The 19,186-nt window shown below is 33.8% G+C and carries 12 protein-coding genes; 8 read left to right on the forward strand and 4 right to left on the reverse strand.

Annotation, left to right across the window (positions count from 1 at the left end; genetic code table 11):
* Nucleotides 1-21: 21 nt before the first annotated feature.
* The 5 genes from OWO01_RS10685 to OWO01_RS10705 all read left to right on the forward strand — a co-directional run bounded on the left by OWO01_RS10685 (nucleotide 22) and on the right by OWO01_RS10705 (nucleotide 10,890).
* A complete protein-coding gene (locus tag OWO01_RS10685) occupies nucleotides 22-1,524 on the forward strand; it encodes an ABC transporter ATP-binding protein (protein WP_268780449.1) in 1,503 nt (500 codons plus the stop codon).
* Between the two features lie 16 nt (nucleotides 1,525-1,540).
* Nucleotides 1,541-4,084, forward strand: a complete 2,544-nt coding sequence (locus OWO01_RS10690; RefSeq protein WP_268780450.1) for a glycosyltransferase — start codon at nucleotides 1,541-1,543, stop codon at nucleotides 4,082-4,084.
* The gene (locus tag OWO01_RS10695; RefSeq protein WP_268780451.1) at nucleotides 4,074-4,967 is read left to right on the forward strand and encodes a class I SAM-dependent methyltransferase; all 894 of its coding nucleotides are present in this window, start codon (nucleotides 4,074-4,076) and stop codon (nucleotides 4,965-4,967) included. The genes OWO01_RS10690 and OWO01_RS10695 overlap by 11 nt, the downstream gene beginning before the upstream one ends.
* A gap of 28 nt (nucleotides 4,968-4,995) precedes the next feature.
* On the forward strand, nucleotides 4,996-7,767 hold the full coding sequence (locus OWO01_RS10700; protein ID WP_268780452.1) for a glycosyltransferase: 2,772 nt from the start codon (nucleotides 4,996-4,998) through the stop codon (nucleotides 7,765-7,767).
* A gap of 378 nt (nucleotides 7,768-8,145) precedes the next feature.
* Entirely contained in the window at nucleotides 8,146-10,890 is a 2,745-nt protein-coding gene (locus OWO01_RS10705) for a M14 family metallopeptidase (protein ID WP_268780453.1), read from the forward strand.
* A 115-nt stretch (nucleotides 10,891-11,005) separates the two neighbouring features.
* Here OWO01_RS10705 and OWO01_RS10710 read toward each other — a convergent pair whose 3' ends face one another.
* Together OWO01_RS10710 and OWO01_RS10715 are read right to left on the reverse strand one after the other, a co-directional pair.
* Nucleotides 11,006-11,962, reverse strand: a complete 957-nt coding sequence (locus OWO01_RS10710) for a glycosyltransferase family A protein (RefSeq protein ID WP_268780454.1) — start codon at nucleotides 11,960-11,962, stop codon at nucleotides 11,006-11,008.
* A 52-nt stretch (nucleotides 11,963-12,014) separates the two neighbouring features.
* Complete coding sequence (locus tag OWO01_RS10715; RefSeq protein ID WP_268780455.1) at nucleotides 12,015-13,031, reverse strand: LCP family protein; 1,017 nt, start codon at nucleotides 13,029-13,031, stop codon at nucleotides 12,015-12,017.
* A 224-nt stretch (nucleotides 13,032-13,255) separates the two neighbouring features.
* On the opposite strand from OWO01_RS10715, the gene OWO01_RS10720 reads away from it, so the two are divergent.
* Nucleotides 13,256-14,422: a nucleotide sugar dehydrogenase gene (locus OWO01_RS10720; RefSeq protein ID WP_268780462.1), complete on the forward strand. Its 1,167-nt coding sequence runs from the start codon at nucleotides 13,256-13,258 to the stop codon at nucleotides 14,420-14,422.
* A gap of 51 nt (nucleotides 14,423-14,473) precedes the next feature.
* On the opposite strand, the gene galU is transcribed toward OWO01_RS10720, so the two are convergent.
* Together galU and OWO01_RS10730 are read right to left on the reverse strand one after the other, a co-directional pair.
* Entirely contained in the window at nucleotides 14,474-15,352 is an 879-nt protein-coding gene (gene galU, locus OWO01_RS10725; RefSeq protein ID WP_268780456.1) for a UTP--glucose-1-phosphate uridylyltransferase GalU, read from the reverse strand.
* Nucleotides 15,353-15,452: 100 nt separating this feature from the next.
* Entirely contained in the window at nucleotides 15,453-16,652 is a 1,200-nt protein-coding gene (locus OWO01_RS10730) for an MFS transporter (RefSeq protein WP_268780457.1), read from the reverse strand.
* 241 nt (nucleotides 16,653-16,893) lie between these two features.
* Between OWO01_RS10730 and OWO01_RS10735 the strand changes: the two genes are divergently transcribed.
* Together OWO01_RS10735 and OWO01_RS10740 are read left to right on the forward strand one after the other, a co-directional pair.
* A complete protein-coding gene (locus OWO01_RS10735; protein WP_268780458.1) occupies nucleotides 16,894-17,847 on the forward strand; it encodes a nuclease-related domain-containing protein in 954 nt (317 codons plus the stop codon).
* Between the two features lie 178 nt (nucleotides 17,848-18,025).
* A complete protein-coding gene (locus OWO01_RS10740; RefSeq protein WP_268780459.1) occupies nucleotides 18,026-18,979 on the forward strand; it encodes a nuclease-related domain-containing protein in 954 nt (317 codons plus the stop codon).
* Nucleotides 18,980-19,186: the final 207 nt, after the last annotated feature.

Here is a 19,186-nt window from a genome sequence, read left to right on the forward strand (position 1 = left end):
ATTTAAGGAAGGTTTCAAAAAATGATAAAAAATTATAGTAAAGAATTCAAAAATACTGACCAAGTTGTTTTAGGTATTGATAAATTGGGTGTAGCTTACAAAGAGGGTAATAACAAAGATGATTATAAGTCGCATGCAATAGATTTCTTTAAAGGGAAAAAAACTGATAAGGATAAAAAAATTTGGCCGCTAAAGGATATTTCTTTTACTGGGTATAAAGGTGAAGTTATAGGTATTATTGGTAAAAACGGTTCTGGAAAAACAACTTTATGTAAAGTGATTTCAGATATTATATTGCCTGATGAAGGTGAAGTTTTTGTTAATGGCAAAGTTTCTGCGCTCTTTTCATTGGGAATGGGTTTTAATAAAGAGTTGACTGGTCGAGAAAATGTATATCTTAATGGGATGATGCTAGGGATAACAAAAAAAACAATTGAACAACATTTTGATGTAATTCATGAATTTTCTGGTATTGGTTCGTTTATTGATCAACCGATGAAAAAATATTCAAGTGGCATGCGAGCTAGATTAGGTTTTAGTGTTGCGGCTCATTTAGAACCAGAGATTTTAATACTTGATGAAGCGCTAAATACTGGTGACAAAGATTTTAGTGCCAAAGCAGAAAAAAAAATTAAGGAACTTGTACAAAAAGCTAAGCTTGTTATAGTCGTGACACATAGTCTGAAATTTGCAGAAAAAAATTGCACGAGATTGATTTGGTTAGAAAAAGGTCAGATTAGAAAAACAGGTAACCCATTAGAAATTATAACTGAATATAAAGATACAATGCCTAAGAAGGGAAAGATTAAGAAGAAATTAGATCTAAAAAAAACAGAATCGAAATTGAAAGATACACCAGTTGTTGAAATGAATAATGTAAGTGTAAATTATAGAATTAATAAAGAAGCTTTTTATGCGTTAAAAAATATTAATATTAAAATTAATGAAGGTGAAGTTGTTGGTATAATAGGCCATAATGGAGCAGGTAAAAGTACTCTATGTAAGGTGCTTACAAAAATCATCAAACCAGATGACGGTGATTTATATTGTAAAGGTGAAACTACTGCTCTATTAGGTTACGGTACTGGTTTTAATGCACAATTAACTGGTAAGGACAATATATATTTAAATGGAATGTTACTTGGTATCCCTTTACAAATTGTAGAATCAAATTACCAGTCGATTGTTGATTTTTCTGAACTAGGTGGAGCTATAGAAAAATCTATAAAAGAATATTCAAGTGGCATGAAGGCCAGATTAGGCTTTAGTATAGCAGCCGTATTAAAACCAGATATTTTTATTATAGATGAAGCTTTGTCAACAGGAGATATTGCTTTTCGACAAAAAGCGAGTGAGAAGATTCAAGAAATGATGGAAAGCGCAAAAGCTGTAATCATCGTTACTCATAGTATGAGCTTTGTAGAAAAAGTTTGCACGAGAGCAATTTGGTTTGATCAAGGCACTGTACGATTAGATGGTAAGCCAGAAGAAGTAGTATTAGCTTACAAAGAAAACAAAAAGTAAAAAAGGTGTTGAAATGATGTCTAAATATAAAAAAGTTATTCCCCTCTTTTTACATTGGATATTAAATAATTTTCTGAACAAGAGGCAAAGAAAATATATAATAGATAATATGAGTGCAAACCAAATAAAGTTCTTTAGTAGAATAATGAGCGGGGCACAACGAAAGTATGACTTTAGACATGTAGAGTCTTTAATTTATAAGCTTAATAACTTAGGGTTTCAAGAAAAAGCTTACAACGATTTAAACGAGGTAATAACAAACACGTATAATAAAAGTGTGAAAAAGTTTGCTTTGTTCGAGTTAGCGGTGTGGCATGCTAATCAAAGTACGGTTAGGGATGCAAATAAAAGTCTGGAATATTTAAAACAATTTAAGGCTTTAGAAAAAAATAAAATTGAGTTAAGAAGAGCTTTAATATTAGAGACAGAATCCTTACAATTAATAGGTGAACAAGAACGTGCTATTGGAAAACTACTAGAGGGCATAAGGAAAGAAAAACATGTTGATCTATATTTAGGGATGGCTAACCTTCAAGATAATGAAATTTCTAAATTAGAGTGGATTAATAAAGCAATGGCTCTATACAAGCTTGAAGCAATTGAACTGGAGCAATCAAAAACAAAACCTTATGATCGACTAGGAACAAAAGGAATAGAACGAAACCCCAGTGTTGAACATGATGTGAAAGTATCTGTAATTATGCCTGTATATAATGCAGAGGATGTTATAACAACATCAATTCGATCGTTACTGAAGCAGACATGGGTTAATATAGAGATTATAATAATTGATGACTTTAGCACCGATAAAACAGTCGAAATTGTAAGACGGTTGATAAAAAAAGATAATAGGATTCATTTAATTGAACTAGGTAGCAATAACGGTCCATACGTTGCTCGTAATTATGGTCTTCAAATAGCAACTGGAGAATATATTACGGTAAATGATGCTGATGATTGGTCTCACCCCAGAAAAATTGAAATTCAAATTAAACACTTATTAAATAACAAAAACATAATTGGTAACACTTCTCAACAAGCTAGATTGTCTAATGATTTGAAATTCTATAGAAGAGGCAAAATGGGATGCTATGTTTCAAGTAATATGTCTTCTCTGATGTTCAGAAAGAATGTTGTTCATGAAAAATTAGGATATTGGGATTCAGTAAGGTTTGGAGCTGACTCGGAATTCATACGAAGAATAAGAGCTATCTTTGGAGAAAAATCAATTGTTGATTTAAATACAGGTTTGTTATCTTATCAACGCTACTCTGCAAATTCTTTGACAGGAAATTCAGCTTTTGGTTTTCCAGGTTTTTTTATGGGAGCGCGAAAAGAATATCTTGAATTACAAATGAACTATCATAATAATAGTAACTTATATTATGATTTTCCAATGGATAAAAGACCATTCCCTGTTCCCGATCCTATGAAACCTAAACGGTCACAAGTTGACAAAGATGGATTTAGGCATTTCGATGTAATTATCGCTTCTGATTTCAGGTTAGATGGAGGGTCTACTCTCTCAAGTTTAGAAGAAATCAAAGCTCAAAAAAAAGCAGGTTTGAAAACAGGGTTGATTCAAATGGCGCGCTATGATTATCCGGAAAAAAAGAAAATAAATAGTAAAATTAGGGAAGAAATTGATGGCGAGCATGTTCAAATTATCGTTTTTGGTGAAAAGGTTAAATGTGATTTGTTAGTATTAAGATATCCTCCAATATTACAGGAGTATCAGAGGTATATTCCGAAAGTTAAGGCGAAAACAAGTATTATTATTATTAACCAGACACCCATGAGTGATTATAGTAAATCTGGAGAAGTTAGATATAATATAGACAGATGTATGGTTAATTATAATTTATTATTTAATGAAAAACCAAAATGGTATCCAATTGGACCGTTAGTCAGAGATGCATTATACAATCACCATATGAAACAAATAGAGCAAATAGAACTCTCTAATGATGATTGGTTAAATATTATTGATATAAATGAATGGAGTAGTATTGAGTATAGTCGTAAAAAAACAAGCAATGGTAATATAAGAATAGGGAGACACTCTCGTGATAAAGGTGAAAAATGGCCAGGGAAAAAAGATAAACTATTAAAAGTATACCCAGAAGATAAAAACATTGATGTGCGTATTCTTGGGGGAGCTAAGACTCCCCAAAAAATAATAGGATACATACCTGATAATTGGACTGTCTATCAATTTGATGAAATAAGTTCTTTAGAATTCCTTCAAACTATAGACATATTTGTTTATTTTACACATGATGATTGGGTTGAATCCTTTGGAAGAGTTATTATTGAAGCGATGGCAACTAAAATACCTGTTATTTTACCGCCACAATATAAACCTCTTTTTGAAGATTCAGTTCTGTATGCAACGGAAGATACTGTTTATTCGGAAGTTAAAAAAATTATGACAAATAAAAAGTATTATGATCAGCTAGCTTCTAATGCCTATGAGTGTGTCAAAAAACGCTTTAGTTACAGTACTCATTTAGAACGTATAAGTAGGTATATGGAAAGGAGTTCAAATAATGTTAGATAGTAGACTAAATCAAGAATTAAACTCAAACCAGTGGGAAAACTACTGGCCCGAGAGATCTAATATGATATATTACCAATACATTAACCTTATCGTTAAAGCATTGGCTCGTGATTGTAATAGTTTACTTGATGTGGGTTCTAATAAAGCAAATTATATTGAGGAATTTGATTGGATTGAGGATAGAACGACAATCGACATTGACGCTCCATACTTTTCTAAAAATGTAAAAGGCATAAAGCAGGACTTTATTGATTTTACCATAAATGATAAATTTGATTTTGTAACATGTTTACAGGTGTTAGAGCATGTTCCTAATCCTGATAAATTTGCTCAAAAATTATTTGAGATGTCAGATAGAGTCTTAATCTCTGTTCCTTATATGTGGCCTGAGAATTCAACTGAAGGTCATATCCAGGATCCTGTAGACTATGATAAACTAAAAAAATGGACAAGAAGAGAACCTCTATACTCAATTGTTGTCGAAGAACCCTTAGATGACACACAAAAAAGTAAAAGGTTAATATGCTATTACACCCAGGAAAGCACTAAAATTAGTTTAAAACAAGCTAGAAAACATATCAGGTCAATGGATAATAATCAAGTTATTAATACGCCTGAGGGCAAGTTACTCAACAATATTATTGAGGGTCAATCAAACCTAAGTAGATTTATGATATTAGACAGGAAAATAAGAGCAATTGATGCTGATAATCAAAAATTAAAAAACAAAATTCAAGTGTATTCAAGCAAAATAGCAAAAATTAATAAAAGAATGAAAAAACACAACAACGAATTACAAAAATATAAAAGAAGAATTGAAGGAATTAGGAAAAGTAAAACTTGGAGTTACGCTCAAAAAATTAGAAGAATTTTAAATAAGTAAAAAATTTACGTATGAAAAAGGTGATTAGGTGGAAACAAAACATTCATCAGGCCAATACGATTTAAAAGACAATCTTGATAATGAGATAGTTAGTTTAGATGAAGAGATAGCAACTAAAAAAGAAAATAATGTATATTTGAAAAAACAGTTCAAAGAATTAGAAGAAGAATTAGAGCGATTAAAAGAAGAAAATTATCATATTGAAAACTTAAAAAATTCAACTAAACAAGAGTATAATTTACTTGTTAATAGTAGGGCATGGAGATTGTCTAAACCTTTAAGAGTAGTAAGGAAGGGTTTGGGAAAAATCAAACGCCTTTTAAAAAGAAGACAAAAAGAAATAAAAACCACTACTACCTTGACATCAAAAAAACATCGTGGAGCGCATAGAAAGATCGAGAGAGTAAAAAGAAAATTATATAATTTAGGTTTTACCGATAAGGCATACGAAGAATTGTTAGACATAGTTAATAGAGAAGTATTTAATTATGAAGAAGGTTTAGCTGCATATGAGTTGGCTGTGTGGCATGCTAATTTACGTACGAAAGAAGACGCTAAAGAATCACTCCGTTTCTTAGCGAAGAGTAAAGAAGTGTTAAAGAGTAGTGATTTCAAGAGATCGATTACAATTCTAGAAGTTGAAAATTACAGAGTGCTAAATCTTAAAGGACAGGCTGAAGAAGTTTTAAAGTCAAGGTTAGCTAAAGATCAACACTTTGACTTAGTATTAGCAGCATCAACTTTAGAAGATAATATTGAAAAACGTTTAGAATGGATAAATAGAATTTATGAAAAATTAGATCTGGAGAATATATCTCTAAAATCAAAAAATAGTGTACCTTACAATAACTTAAATGTAAAAGCAAATCCATCTACGACTTTAATGACCGATCAACACAAAGTCACGGTAATAATCCCAGCTTATAATGCTGAAGATACCATAAAAACTACATTAGAGTCCGTAATAAATCAGACTTGGTCCAATCTCGAAATAATAGTAGTAGATGATTGTAGCACAGATAATACACCAAATCTAATAAAGGCTTATCAGGATAAGGATTCAAGATTGAAGTTCTTAAGTACGGAAGTAAATAGCGGAGCTTATGTAGCGAGAAATATGGCTTTACAATTAGCTACTGGAGAATTCGTGACGATTAATGATGCTGATGATTGGTCTCATTGTAGAAAGATAGAAATTCAAGTGTCTCATCTGATTAACAATCATAAATGCATAGCAAATACATCTCAACAAGCTAGAATTACGGAAGAGTTACTACTAGATAGAAGAGCTAATCATAGCGGTTATATTTTTAAAAATATTTCATCACTAATGTTTAGGCGTAAACAAGCATTAGAGGCAATCGGCTATTGGGATAGCGTTAGATTTATGGCTGATGGAGAATTCATTAGAAGGTTAAAACGTTTTTTTGGTAAGGACAGCATTATTGATCTAAAAACAGGACCTTTATCGTTCCAGCGCCAAACAAACAATTCACTGACTAACAATAGTGCTTTTGGTTACAATGGTTACTTAACAGGTGCTAGAAAAGAATACTTTGATAGCTATCTTTTTTATCATCAGAATTGTAATAATTTAAAGTATGATTTTCCATTAAGGAAAAGACCATTCCCTGTTCCATATCCTATGTTACCATCCAGAAGTAAAGAAGATCGTCGAAAATCCTTTGATGTTATTCTAGTCTCAGATTTTCGTTTGGCTGGAGGTTCTAACATGTCTAACGTTGAAGAAATTGTTGCTCAGAAGAAAATGGGCTTACGAATTGGTTTGTGTCAAATGTATAGATATGATTTTGATCCTAGAAGATCTATTAATAAAAGCATTAGAGATTTAATAGATGGTGATCAGGTTCAGATGATTGTTTATGGTGAAAGGGTGGAGTGTGACTTAATGATATTAAGGTACCCACCAATCTTACAAGAAAAACAAAAATATATACCTGATGTTAAATCTCATCGTATCCATGTAATTATTAATCAACCACCTAAAAGTGATTACGGTCCTAATGCAGTCTTGCGTTATAATATGATTAGAGCTAATAAACATTTAAAAGAGTATTTTAACAAAGAAGCAACTTGGTTTCCAATTGGACCACTAGTAAGGAATGTACTACATGAGCACCACGCCAATGAATTGGAGGGAATTAAACTTTCTGAAAAGGATTGGTCAAATATTATTGATATTAATGAATGGAAAAGGTCTTCACGTCCTAAAAAGAATGCTGATGACAAAATTATTATTGGCAGACATTCAAGAGATCATGAAGTGAAATGGCCAGTTGATAGGAAAGAAATGCTCGATATATATCCTGAAAGTGAACGATATGAAGTTAGGGTTTTAGGTGGCGCAGAAACGCCGAAATCAGTAATAGGTAGAATCCCTGACAATTGGTCTGTTACTGATTTTGGACAAGTACATCCAAAAGAATTTTTAAAAGAATTAGATGTATTTATATATTACACGCATCCACAGTGGGTTGAAGCTTTCGGTAGGGTAATTATTGAAGCAATGTCTGTAGGTATCCCTACAATATTACCTTATCAGTATGAGGAGCTCTTCCATGAGTCGGCTATTTATGCAGAACCACATGAAGTTCAGAAAAAAATAACTGAGCTAATGAACGATGAAGATTATTATGAAAGTCAAGTTAATAAGGCATTTCGATATGTAGATGAGAATTTTGGATATTTAATGCATGCCAAAAGGTTGCAGTATTATGGGAGCGTAAATGTAGAGAATTATATTAATTCAAGTATACAACAATTTTCCAAAACAGAGTAGAAATTAGCTATTCAATATAAATAAGTAATATATTGAATAGCTTTTTCTAATTAATTTAATTTCTAAAAATGCGGCCAGAGTACACTGTCTTTTAACGAATTTAAGACCTGAAGGAAGATTATTAAGGCTGCCGCAAGATCAATTGAACTGAAAATGATATGTTAGTGTCAGAATTTATGGCAAGAGATTGCCTGGATTGAAAGTGGTGATGAAGAAAAGAGCGAACCATTTAGATTTGAAGAATGAGTTTAGTCAAATGAAAGGTTGCTTTAGCATCGCATTTCTAAGTTGATTTCAGACTTAAAAACGACTTTATTTGTAGTATGTTCATGTCCAAATCCACCTGTATGAGTAGGTGTCATTTTAGAAGGAGATTATATGAAAAGAAAAATATTGATCATTATATTTGGATTGCTCAGCTTAATCATATTAAATACTAAACATTCTCATGCTACATCTTATTCGGCTGATGAACTTTACAATCTTGCAAGGAATCAAGACCACTCGTCATCAGCACTAGAATTATATATTAAGGGTTACAATCAATTTAGTGCTGATAAGAGATTTGTAGAGGGTATTAACTCTAGTTCAGAATCGTTACTTCGATGGGCAAGAGATCAACATCAAAATGAAGATTACTTAACAGCGATAGATCGTTATAAATTAATTTTATCAGCACCAAAAGTTGATGATCTACTTGTAAGAAAGACGGAAATCAAACTGAGTTATGCTGAAAATGGTAATAGGATACCAAGCATTAATACCTTAATAAATATGGCATCTCAAGAGGCACATTCTTCGAATAGAATTAGTATTTACACTAAGGCATATTATCTGTATAACAATGATAAAAGAATTAGTGATGGACTAAATAAAAGTGCCAATTCATTAATAGAGTGGGCATTTGGTGAGCACGCTAAAGGTAACTTTGAAACTGCTTTAAGTCGATATGAACTGATTCTATCAACACCTTTGATAGAGGCATCAACGCAAGATAGTTTAATAGAAATTAGACGATACGCAATAAATAATCAGTTAACTGCAGACATGATAGTATCAAGAATTAAAAAACACTCAACTTCTTCAGAAAAAATAAATGAAGCACTCAAGGGCCATAAACAATATCCGAATGATAATCGTTTTATTGAAGTAATTGATTCAAGTTCAAGATCTTTATTAAAATGGGCTACTGGAAAGCATCAGGAACAAGAATATGACATTGCACAAGATCGTTATGAATTGATTCTATCAGCATCACAAATTGATAAATCTTTAGTAAAAGAAACAGAAATAAAGCTAGCTTACGCAAAAAGCCAAAGAAGGATACCCACTTCTTCTACTTTGATGAATCAAGCATCATTAGAAAGCCATTCTTCTAAAAAAATTGAGATTTTCACAGAAGGATATTATTTGTTCCCGAACGATCCACGTTTTAAAACCGAATTAAATAATAGCGCTGAAAATTTATTAGTATGGGCTACAAATCAACACCAAGCAAATAAATTTGATGTTGCAGTAGATCGTTATGATCTTATTTTATCAGTTCCTTCTTTGAAATACCCAATAAGGAAAGAAGTACAAATCAAGAATCAATATGCTAACGTACGTGAGAGAATTCCATCTGCAATAAACTTATTAAGTTTAGCCAGTAATGAACCTCATTCATCAAGTAGAATAAAAATATTAAATAAAGGCCTGTATTTATATCCAGAAGATCATAGATTTATAGTTAATATAAATAATAGTGTTGAATCATTACTTAGATGGGCAACAGACCAACATCAAACTAATGACTTTGATACTGCAATTGACCGATATAATTTAATAAGTGAAATTTCAGTTTTAGATGATTTAATTAGTAAACAAGTAGAGCTTAAATTGTCATATGCTAACAAACAGATTAAGCTCCCCTCAGAAAACGATATATTAAGGAGAGGAAGAAACGAAAATCACTCTTCAAAAAAAATAGAAATTCTAACAGAAGGATATTATTTATATCCGAATAGTTCGCGAATCTACGAAGAGTTAAATCAATCTGCTGATTCATTATTAAATTGGGCAATTACTCAACATCAAAATAGAAATTTTAAAACAGCTATTGATCGCTATGAGTTGATATTAGAAACACCACAAATTAAAGCAAGTACAAAAGATAGAGTTAGAAATTATCTGAATTTAGCTAAAGAAAAGAAGACTATAATCATACCAACAAGTGTTGTAAATGGTAGAGTTCAGAATTATTCCTATCGACAAATGCAACAAGATATTGAAAAATTAGAGAAAATGTACCCAGATTTAATTCAAACAAAGATAATTGGTACTTCAGTAGATCGAAGGAACATCTATGCTATTAAACTAGGTAATGGAAAAAAAGAAGTATTTTTTAATGCATCATTTCATGCGCGTGAGCATATGACGACGAATGTGTTAATGAAAATGATTGATGATTATGCATTATCTTATGTTAATCAGTCTAATTACCATGGTTACAATACGAAAAGAATTTTGGATGAAGTCTCCATATGGTTTGTTCCAATGGTTAATCCAGATGGGGTTATGTTAGTACAAGAGGGAGCGAATTCTGCTCGAAATCCAAGTCGTGTTATCTCTATTAACGGTGGAAGTAGAAATTTTGATAGTTGGAAAGCAAATATAAGAGGAATTGATCTTAATCGACAATTTCCATATAAATGGAGTAATGTAAGGTCAAATGATCCTGGAAGGCCTGCTTTTGGCTATCATAAAGGTGTCGCTCCCTTAACCGAGCCAGAAGCTAGAGCAGTATATAATTTCACCAACAGACACAATTTTAAAGCAGCTTTAGCATATCATTCTTCTGGTGAGGTTATTTTTACGAGGTATGGTTATGATAATCATACTAGACCAGCTACTCTTGGCGTAAGTAGAATAACAGGTTATGAACCTATTAACTTACAACACAGCCAAAGTGGTGGTGGTTTTACAGATTGGTTTGTATCAAATAAAAGGCAAATAGGCATGACAATGGAGATATCTCCATATGTTCCAAATCGACCAGTTCCTCTAGCTAACTGGAATAAAATATGGGATGAAAATAAAACAGTAGGTTTGTATATTGCGAATTATGTCAGAAATAACAGATAGATAGACTTAATTGAACTAACCGAATTTGCTGAGAAGAGGATACATTGGAATAAAGAGTCACTAAATAAGAAGGACACCATCAAACCACAGATTTCGTGTTTGATGGTGTCCTTTTTTACTGAAGAAACTTTTTATTTTTATTGTGTGCTTTTAACTTTTCTAAAATTCGTTTAGACACTTTTCTAGGATTCAGAAGCCATAAATCAAACACTTTGATTTTATTTCTTCTGAGTTTGAAAAATGTCACGAGAGTCTCCATTAATCCTATCCGATACAAGAGTGCATTACTTAATATATACCTACCATGTAAATCTAATATAGTCAACTCATGCTTAGGCAATCTTTCTTTTAAATAATTACAATAAGCTATATAAACGTCGCGTCTACAAGCAAATACTTCTTTGCTTGTATTTTTTGTTAGTGTGCCTGATCTTTCAGTTACGCAATAAATTTCTTCTCTTGACGCTTCAAAGGCTCGCATATGATATCCTACTTTTGTAGAAAACATGACATCATTAGAAGCTAATACCTCATCAAAATAAATCTTGTATTCTCTTAAAAAAGATGTTCGTATTAACTTTGACCAAGGTACTTTAAAACTGTATTTTAACAGTATTAAAGAAATTTCATCAGCTTTTTCCAGGTAGTCTGAAATTCGTTTTTGATAAATAAGATGCCTATCCGATTGAAGTTGTGATTGAATGTCGATACTTGTTGGCGAAAAGAAAATTACATCATTTTCTGATTTAAAATATACTGAGATCGTGTCGAAAAAACCTTCAATAAAATAATCATCAGCATCCGCAAATAATAGCCATTGACCTTTGGCGTTTTCTATACCAATATTCCTACAGATACCAGCACCTTTATGTTTTGTATTATTCTTTAATAAGTGAATATTTTGATGCTTGGAATTAGATATTATGCGTTGTAAATGCTCCAATTCATTTATATCTGATCGATCATCAACAATAATTATCTCAACTTGCTCTGTAAAGGGTATTGATACTAATAACAATTCAAGTGGCTGTACCGCGTTATAATGAGGTATTATTATTGTTAAATAGATCATTAATTTACCCTCTTTCACTTATCGTACCTGTGATTTCCCTGTCTAGTGGAGACTATTCCAATTCCAAATGCTCTCTCAATGTACGCTGTGTTTCAGCAAGATGATCTTCGTCTAATTCAAAGTAGTAAATGCGTTGTCCACTGGAATTCGGTAACCATAGGTCGCTACCTTCAAGGTTAAGTGTTTCCACATCCAGTTTTCCAGAAGTACCATAAGAAATAAAACTCATCATCTGATTAAAGGAGAGGCTAGTCGACATATTATCTCCAACAGCATCAATTACATTATCAAATCTCATGATCGAACCGATAGAAACCGCCTTATCAAGAATTGCTTCCATTACTTGTTGCTGACGTCGTCCTCGTTCTAAATCATTATCCATTTTTCTTGTTCTAGCAAAAGCAAGTGCTTCTTCTCCATCGATCTCTTGTACTCCTGGGTATAAATGGATCGTATCACGTCGGTCATTAGAGTCGGATTCAGTGAACTCAAAAGGTACGTCCACCGTAATACCGCCTAAAGCGTCAACAACATCGACAAATGCATGGAAATTAAGTCGAACAAAATAATCAACAGGGACATCTAGAAATCCTTCCACAGCATCGATAGTCGCCTTTGGTCCCCCGAAAGCATGCGCATGATTAATTTTATCATGAATACCTCTTTCTGGAATATAGACATAGGAATCTCTAGGAATACTCAATAATTTCACACTATTCTCGTCTTTATTTAATGTAGCAAGAATTAAAGCATCAGATAATGCGTTCCCCGAATTATCACGGTGATCACTTTCATCTACCCCAATGAAAAGGACAGACACATGGTCGTCAGCTGGATCTACATCAATTTCACGTAATTCTGATCGCTCTCTACCATCATCTTCATAGGCATCGTTAACGGCTCTTTGCGCGCGTCCGAAAAGATTTAAAGCATAAGCTGTAACAATAATGAACAATATACCTATTGGTATGAGTATAGACATCCATATTTTTCGTTTTTTATTCTTTTTTATCGTTTTTCTCTTCCCTTTGCGTGAATTCACTTCAACTTCATTATTATTATTTTTCATTAGTTAGCTCCTTAAGAAATAAAAAGACATAATTGAAACACTAAGTTATATTGTACTATGAAAAGTGCGATCCGTAAATTAAATAAGTGTTATTTTCTCGATAATAAGTCGATTTTTGTGATATATATTCTTTTTTGTAAACTGTTGTTATAATTAGAAATATGATAGAATAAATAGGGTTATTTAAAATGGAAATATATTTTAGATATGAAAGGAAAGATAAAATGAAAATTGCAGTTGCAGGTACTGGTTATGTCGGTTTATCTAATGCAGTGTTATTGGCTCAAAATAATGAAGTTATAGCATTGGATATTGTTAAAGATAAAGTCGATATGATTAATAATAAAAAGTCCCCGATCGTGGATGAGGAGATCCAAGAATATTTAAATAATAAACAATTGTCACTCACAGCAACAACAGATGCTAGAGAAGCTTATGAAAATGCAACGTACATTATTATTTCCACACCAACAAACTACGATCCAGTTAAAAATTATTTCGATACGGACACGGTTGAAAAAGTAATCGCAGACGTGTTAGAGATTAATCCTAATGCCACAATGATTATTAAGTCTACCGTACCAGTTGGCTATACACTAGAAGTTCGTGCAAAATATAAAACAGAAAATATCATCTTTTCTCCTGAGTTTTTGCGTGAAGGAAAAGCATTATATGATAACCTTTATCCTTCCCGTATCGTTGTAGGGGAGCAATCTGAGCGAGCGGAAATCTTTGCTCAGTTATTAGCACAAGGTGCAATAAAAGAAGATATCGATATATTGTTCACAAACTCAACTGAGGCAGAAGCGATTAAATTATTTGCTAACACATATTTAGCATTAAGGGTATCTTTCTTCAATGAATTAGATACATATGCTGAAATGAAAGGATTAAATCCGAAACAAATCATTGAGGGAATTGGTTATGACCCAAGAATTGGCGATCACTATAATAACCCTTCATTCGGTTATGGTGGCTATTGTTTACCAAAAGATACAAAGCAACTTTTGGCTAATTATCAAGATGTTCCAAATAATTTAATTGGTGCTATTGTTGAGGCGAATCGAACAAGAAAAGATCATATTGCGAATAGTATTATTGCTAAAGATCCTGAAGTTGTTGGAATATACCGTTTAACGATGAAAACGGACTCAGATAATTTCCGACAATCTGCGATTCAAGGTGTAATGAAGCGAATTAAAGCACAAGGAATTGAAGTTGTTATTTATGAACCAGTGCTAGAAGAAGATGAATTTTTCCATTCTCGTGTAATTAAAGATTTCGATGAATTCAAGAAAATATCAGATGTTATTGTTGCGAATCGTCTAACTAGCGATATTCAAGATGTCGCTGATAAAGTGTATACAAGAGACTTGTATAGTAGAGATTAGAAATATTAGAAAAAGTACCTCATCAAATAATGATAAGGTACCTTTTTTTTATTATTTTTTTAAGTTTTCTGCTAGTTCTATTAACATTTTTTCTACATCATTACCGATATCTTTGTTTTGTAGAGCAAACTCTAATGTTGTGCGAACAAATCCTAGTTGTTCACCAACATCATAGCGTAATCCTTGGAAGTCATAGGCATATACCTTTTGAATTTCATTTAGCATTTGGATCGCATCGGTTAATTGAATCTCTCCTCCTGCGCCGACTTGTTGACGGTCTAGGAAACGAAAGATTTCTGGTGTAAACACATAACGACCCATGATGGCCAAATTGGATGGCGCTGTACCTAGCTTTGGTTTTTCTACAAAGTTATTTACTTGATAGCGACGATCCGATTGTAAACCAGGATCAACAATTCCATAGCGGTCGGTAACACTAGGATCCACTTGCTGAACACCTATGATCGATGCCTGTGTTTCCTCGTATTGATTAATCAATTGTTTTAAGCATGGGACATCACTTTGAACAATATCATCACCTAATAAAACGGCGAAGGGTTCATCTCCAATAAATTTACGCGCGCACCATACTGCATGCCCCAAGCCCTTTGGTTCTTTTTGACGAATGTAATGAATATCAGCCAAATTTGTGGATTGCTCTACTTTATGTAGAAGATCTAGCTTGTTTTTTTCTTTTAAATTTTGTTCCAACTCAGGGGCAAAGTCAAAGTGATCCTCAATCGCACGTTTCCCTTTTCCGGTAACAATGATAATATCTTCAATGCCTGATGCAACCGCCTCTTCTACAATATATTGAATCGTCGGTTTATCAACAATAGGTAACATTTCTTTCGGCATTGCCTTTGTTGCTGGTAAAAATCTTGTCCCAAGTCCAGCTGCTGGAATAATTGCTTTTTTCACACGCTTCATTACAAAAAACCTCCAAAATTCAATTAATTTTTTATGAAATAGGTAATACATTCTGTTCAAGTATAACAATTTTATACAAAAAAACAACTAAGTTTTCTAATTACGCACTGCGTCCATTCTTCATCACTAACATCAAATAAATCCCCATTGATACAACTACCGACAACGCTCCGAACATGTAGATGTATGCATAGCCTAGTACGGATGCGACAAAACCAAAAACCATCGCTCCAACACCCACACCAAGGTCGAAGAAGCCAAAGAAGGTTGCATTAGCCATTCCTTTTCGATTGTTGGGAGCTTCGTTAATTGCCCATGCTTGTAATGCAGGTTGGATACTTCCAAAGCCAAGACCGTATAAAGTTGCAGCTACATATAGCGCGAGTGAATTTGGCAACCAAAATAGAACCAACATGGCACACGCAACCAAGAAACATCCGGGTAAAAAGACAGCAATATGACCTTGGCGATCGTAAATTCGTCCAGCAAATGTTCGTGAAACTAGTAGTGCTATCGCGAATAATAGGAAATAAAATTCAATGCCACTAATTCCTTCATGATTTACGTAAAGCGGCAGAAAGGAAGAAATTCCTCCAAAGGTTGTCGTAATAAAGAATAAAAGTACGGATGGTTTTATTGCACTTTTTTCAAAGATATCAAATTTGATTGTGGCTGTATTCTCTTTTAATTGTTCTACTCTTTTGTAACGAATTTGTGTAGCTAAGAAACAGGAGACGATTCCCAACGCTGCAATAATTAAGAACAGTTGTGTAAAAGTTAAAACACCAATCAATGCTAGTCCAAGTGTTGGACCGAATGCTAGCGCGATATTTCCTGACAATCCGAAATATCCCATTCCTTCTCCACGTCGATGGGCAGGAATTAGATCCGTAGCAATGGTTCCTGTCGCTGTCGTTGATAGCCCCCACCCTACACCTTGAACCATGCGCATGATAAGTAAGAAGCCGATCGTTGGAATGATCGCATAGGAGCCAACGGAAACAACAAAAATCCCGAGTCCAATCATATAAACAAATTGACGTCCTTTTGACTCTAGCGCATGCCCCGCATATGGTCGGAAAAGTAGGGCAGAAAAGGTGAATACCCCAGTAATTAATCCGATTAATTGATCCGTTCCACCAAGTTCTTGCACAAATAATGGAATGGTAGGTAAAGTCATTTGAAACCCAAGAAAAATAAAAAAGTTTGCCAAACAAATCATGGCAAAATCTTTGGACCAAATGTTATCTTCTATTGCTTTTGTTTGTGTTTGTGCTTGTGCTTTTGCGGTTGTTGCCATGATAACGCTCCTTAGTATAAAGAAATTCGACACTCGAAATATATTATAAATGATTTTGAACGTTTTGGAAACAGAAAATGTAGTTATCCTTTGTTTTCGCTTGATGCTGTCGAATAAAGTTGAATTATGTATAATATGGGTAAAAATATAAATAAATTACATTTTTTTAATTATTTTTGTAGATTTAGCTAGTTATCAGTTGTATAATAATCTCATTCTACTAGTGGAAGGGGAAGGTCATTTGTATCTATCAAAACCATTACGAACTTTTGAATATGCGCAATTAGGAGCAATACTTCCAAGGCTCAACAAAAAATACCCACACTATCTTACGCTAAGTGAAATATATGATTCAGTACGTTCCGCTCACCTGCAACGTCGTTATCTACATCAACATCTTACCGGAAATTTAGTAATGCAGCCGGTTTTCTATGGTTTAACTTTTCACCACGTTAATCAAATTATATCCTTTGATGCACTGATCGTCACGCCATCCGTGTTGTATCTTTTGGAAACAAAGTATGTAAGCAAAAGTGTTATTCTCCATCATGGCGGCAAATTAATCGAATTAGATAGTCGGTCAATCCTAGATCCGAGTGATTGTTCAAAAATAGCGAGTGATAAAGAAAAGTTTCTTTCTTCATTTCTACACCATCATGGTTTTCCTTCAATTCCGATCCACTCTCTAACGGTATTTACCAACCCAAAAGCAATACTCTATCAAAACAAATCTCAACCAGATGTCATACCTACAAATCAACTATTCTATCGATTAGCTTCGTTATCAGAAGCCTACCCAAGATCTGTTTATTCTCCAAGGCAGATCAGACAATTGAATCAATTTTTTGTAAAAATGCACTATGTCGATCGTTCTCATATCATACAAGTTTACTCCATACCAGATGAAGCAATTCGAAAGGGAGTCTGGTGTACAGGGTGCAGGCATGAAATGATGTATCGTGCTCATGGCTACTGGCAATGTGATTGTGGTACGCGATCACGTGATGCACACGTTCCAGCTTTACGTGATTTCGCTTTATTATATCGCACCACCATTACAAATCGCGAAGCACGATGCTTTTTACAAGTGGAATCTCCACCAGTGGTAACCAGGTTGTTTGCGGAAACAAAGTTAGAGCGAACGGGTAATACCCATTCACTTGTCTATCGGTTGGATAAGCTGTTTGATAATTAATTATTGCCTTTATCAGGGGCAGTAGAGTCCTAATGATTTTTAGTGGTGGGAGGTCAAGTGGGTTAATCTTAGAGAAACTGCTTCTAAAAAGGGAGTGGAAGGCAGCAGGGGAGATTAATCGATTGATAAGATCAACCGGATAACAAAGAATTAAAAATTTTTAAAAAGGAGAGATTCAATGGAAATCATTCAGTTTCACGAGAAAACAATAGTATTGCAACAATTACAAGCGCTACTACCAAGATATGCACAACGTGACAAGACATACGAACAGCTTCTTTCGATTTATAAGCGAGAAAATGCGGGGGATATGGGGGAGTCTTCCTTAACATATTATCTCCGTTTGGCGGATATAAACGATGCGTTCGTCATTTATGGCATTCGTTTGCGAGAACCAAATGGTTATTTTCAAATCGATGTCCTGGTATTAACGCCGAAGGTTTGTTTTGTCATTGAGGTCAAAAATATTACTGGCAATATAACAATTAATGAATCCGGACAAATGATTCGCTCGGATAAAGGAAGTAGCGATACATTCCCACACCCAATGATCCAAGCAAACATCCAAGCGCGTCATCTAGAGTTTTTCTTAAAACAACTCAACCATCGTGCACTTCCGATCCACCCAATGGTTGTATTCACGCATCCGAATGTCATTCTCGATGGAAAATTTACCAACGATGATATACTAGTCAGCCAACAATTACTAGATCGAATCCACCAAGTCTATCATTCTTATCACCAGATCATCGAAAAACCGAGCCGATTAAAAGTACTAGCACAGCAACTAAAAAGCAAGCACGAACCTAGGAAAGCTGATATCATCGATAAGTATGAAATCAATCGAAACATGGTTCGCAACGGAGTCTGGTGCCCTTCTTGTAAAAAAACAATCATGAATCGCTATTACGGCTATTGGTACTGCCCAACCTGCGAGCATAAAGACCGAGTCGCACACATTAAAGCATTAAGGGAGTATGTACTTTTGTTCGGTGATACAATCAAAGCAAAGCAAGCAGCGGAATTTTTGGGGATAGATTCGGTTCACATTGCGAGGAGGCTGCTTTTAAAAACAGGGGCTAAGATCTTGGGCAATAAAAAAAGCGCTACCTATCATTTAGACACTATATAATTCGCAATGGTATAAAATTTTTTATGTCTACTCAAATGAACTAGAGCTAGATATTTACGAGTTATTTCGAGAGAATACGAACAAATCAGAAAAGATGCGAATAAATCGCAGAGAATGCGAACAAAACGGAAAAGATGCGAATAAATCTCGGAGAATGCGAACAAAACGGAAAAGATGCGAATAAATCGCAGAGAATGCGAACAAATC

It is taken from the genome of Natronobacillus azotifigens (assembly GCF_026805325.1).
Taxonomy (GTDB): Bacteria; Bacillota; Bacilli; order Bacillales; family Amphibacillaceae; genus Natronobacillus; species Natronobacillus azotifigens.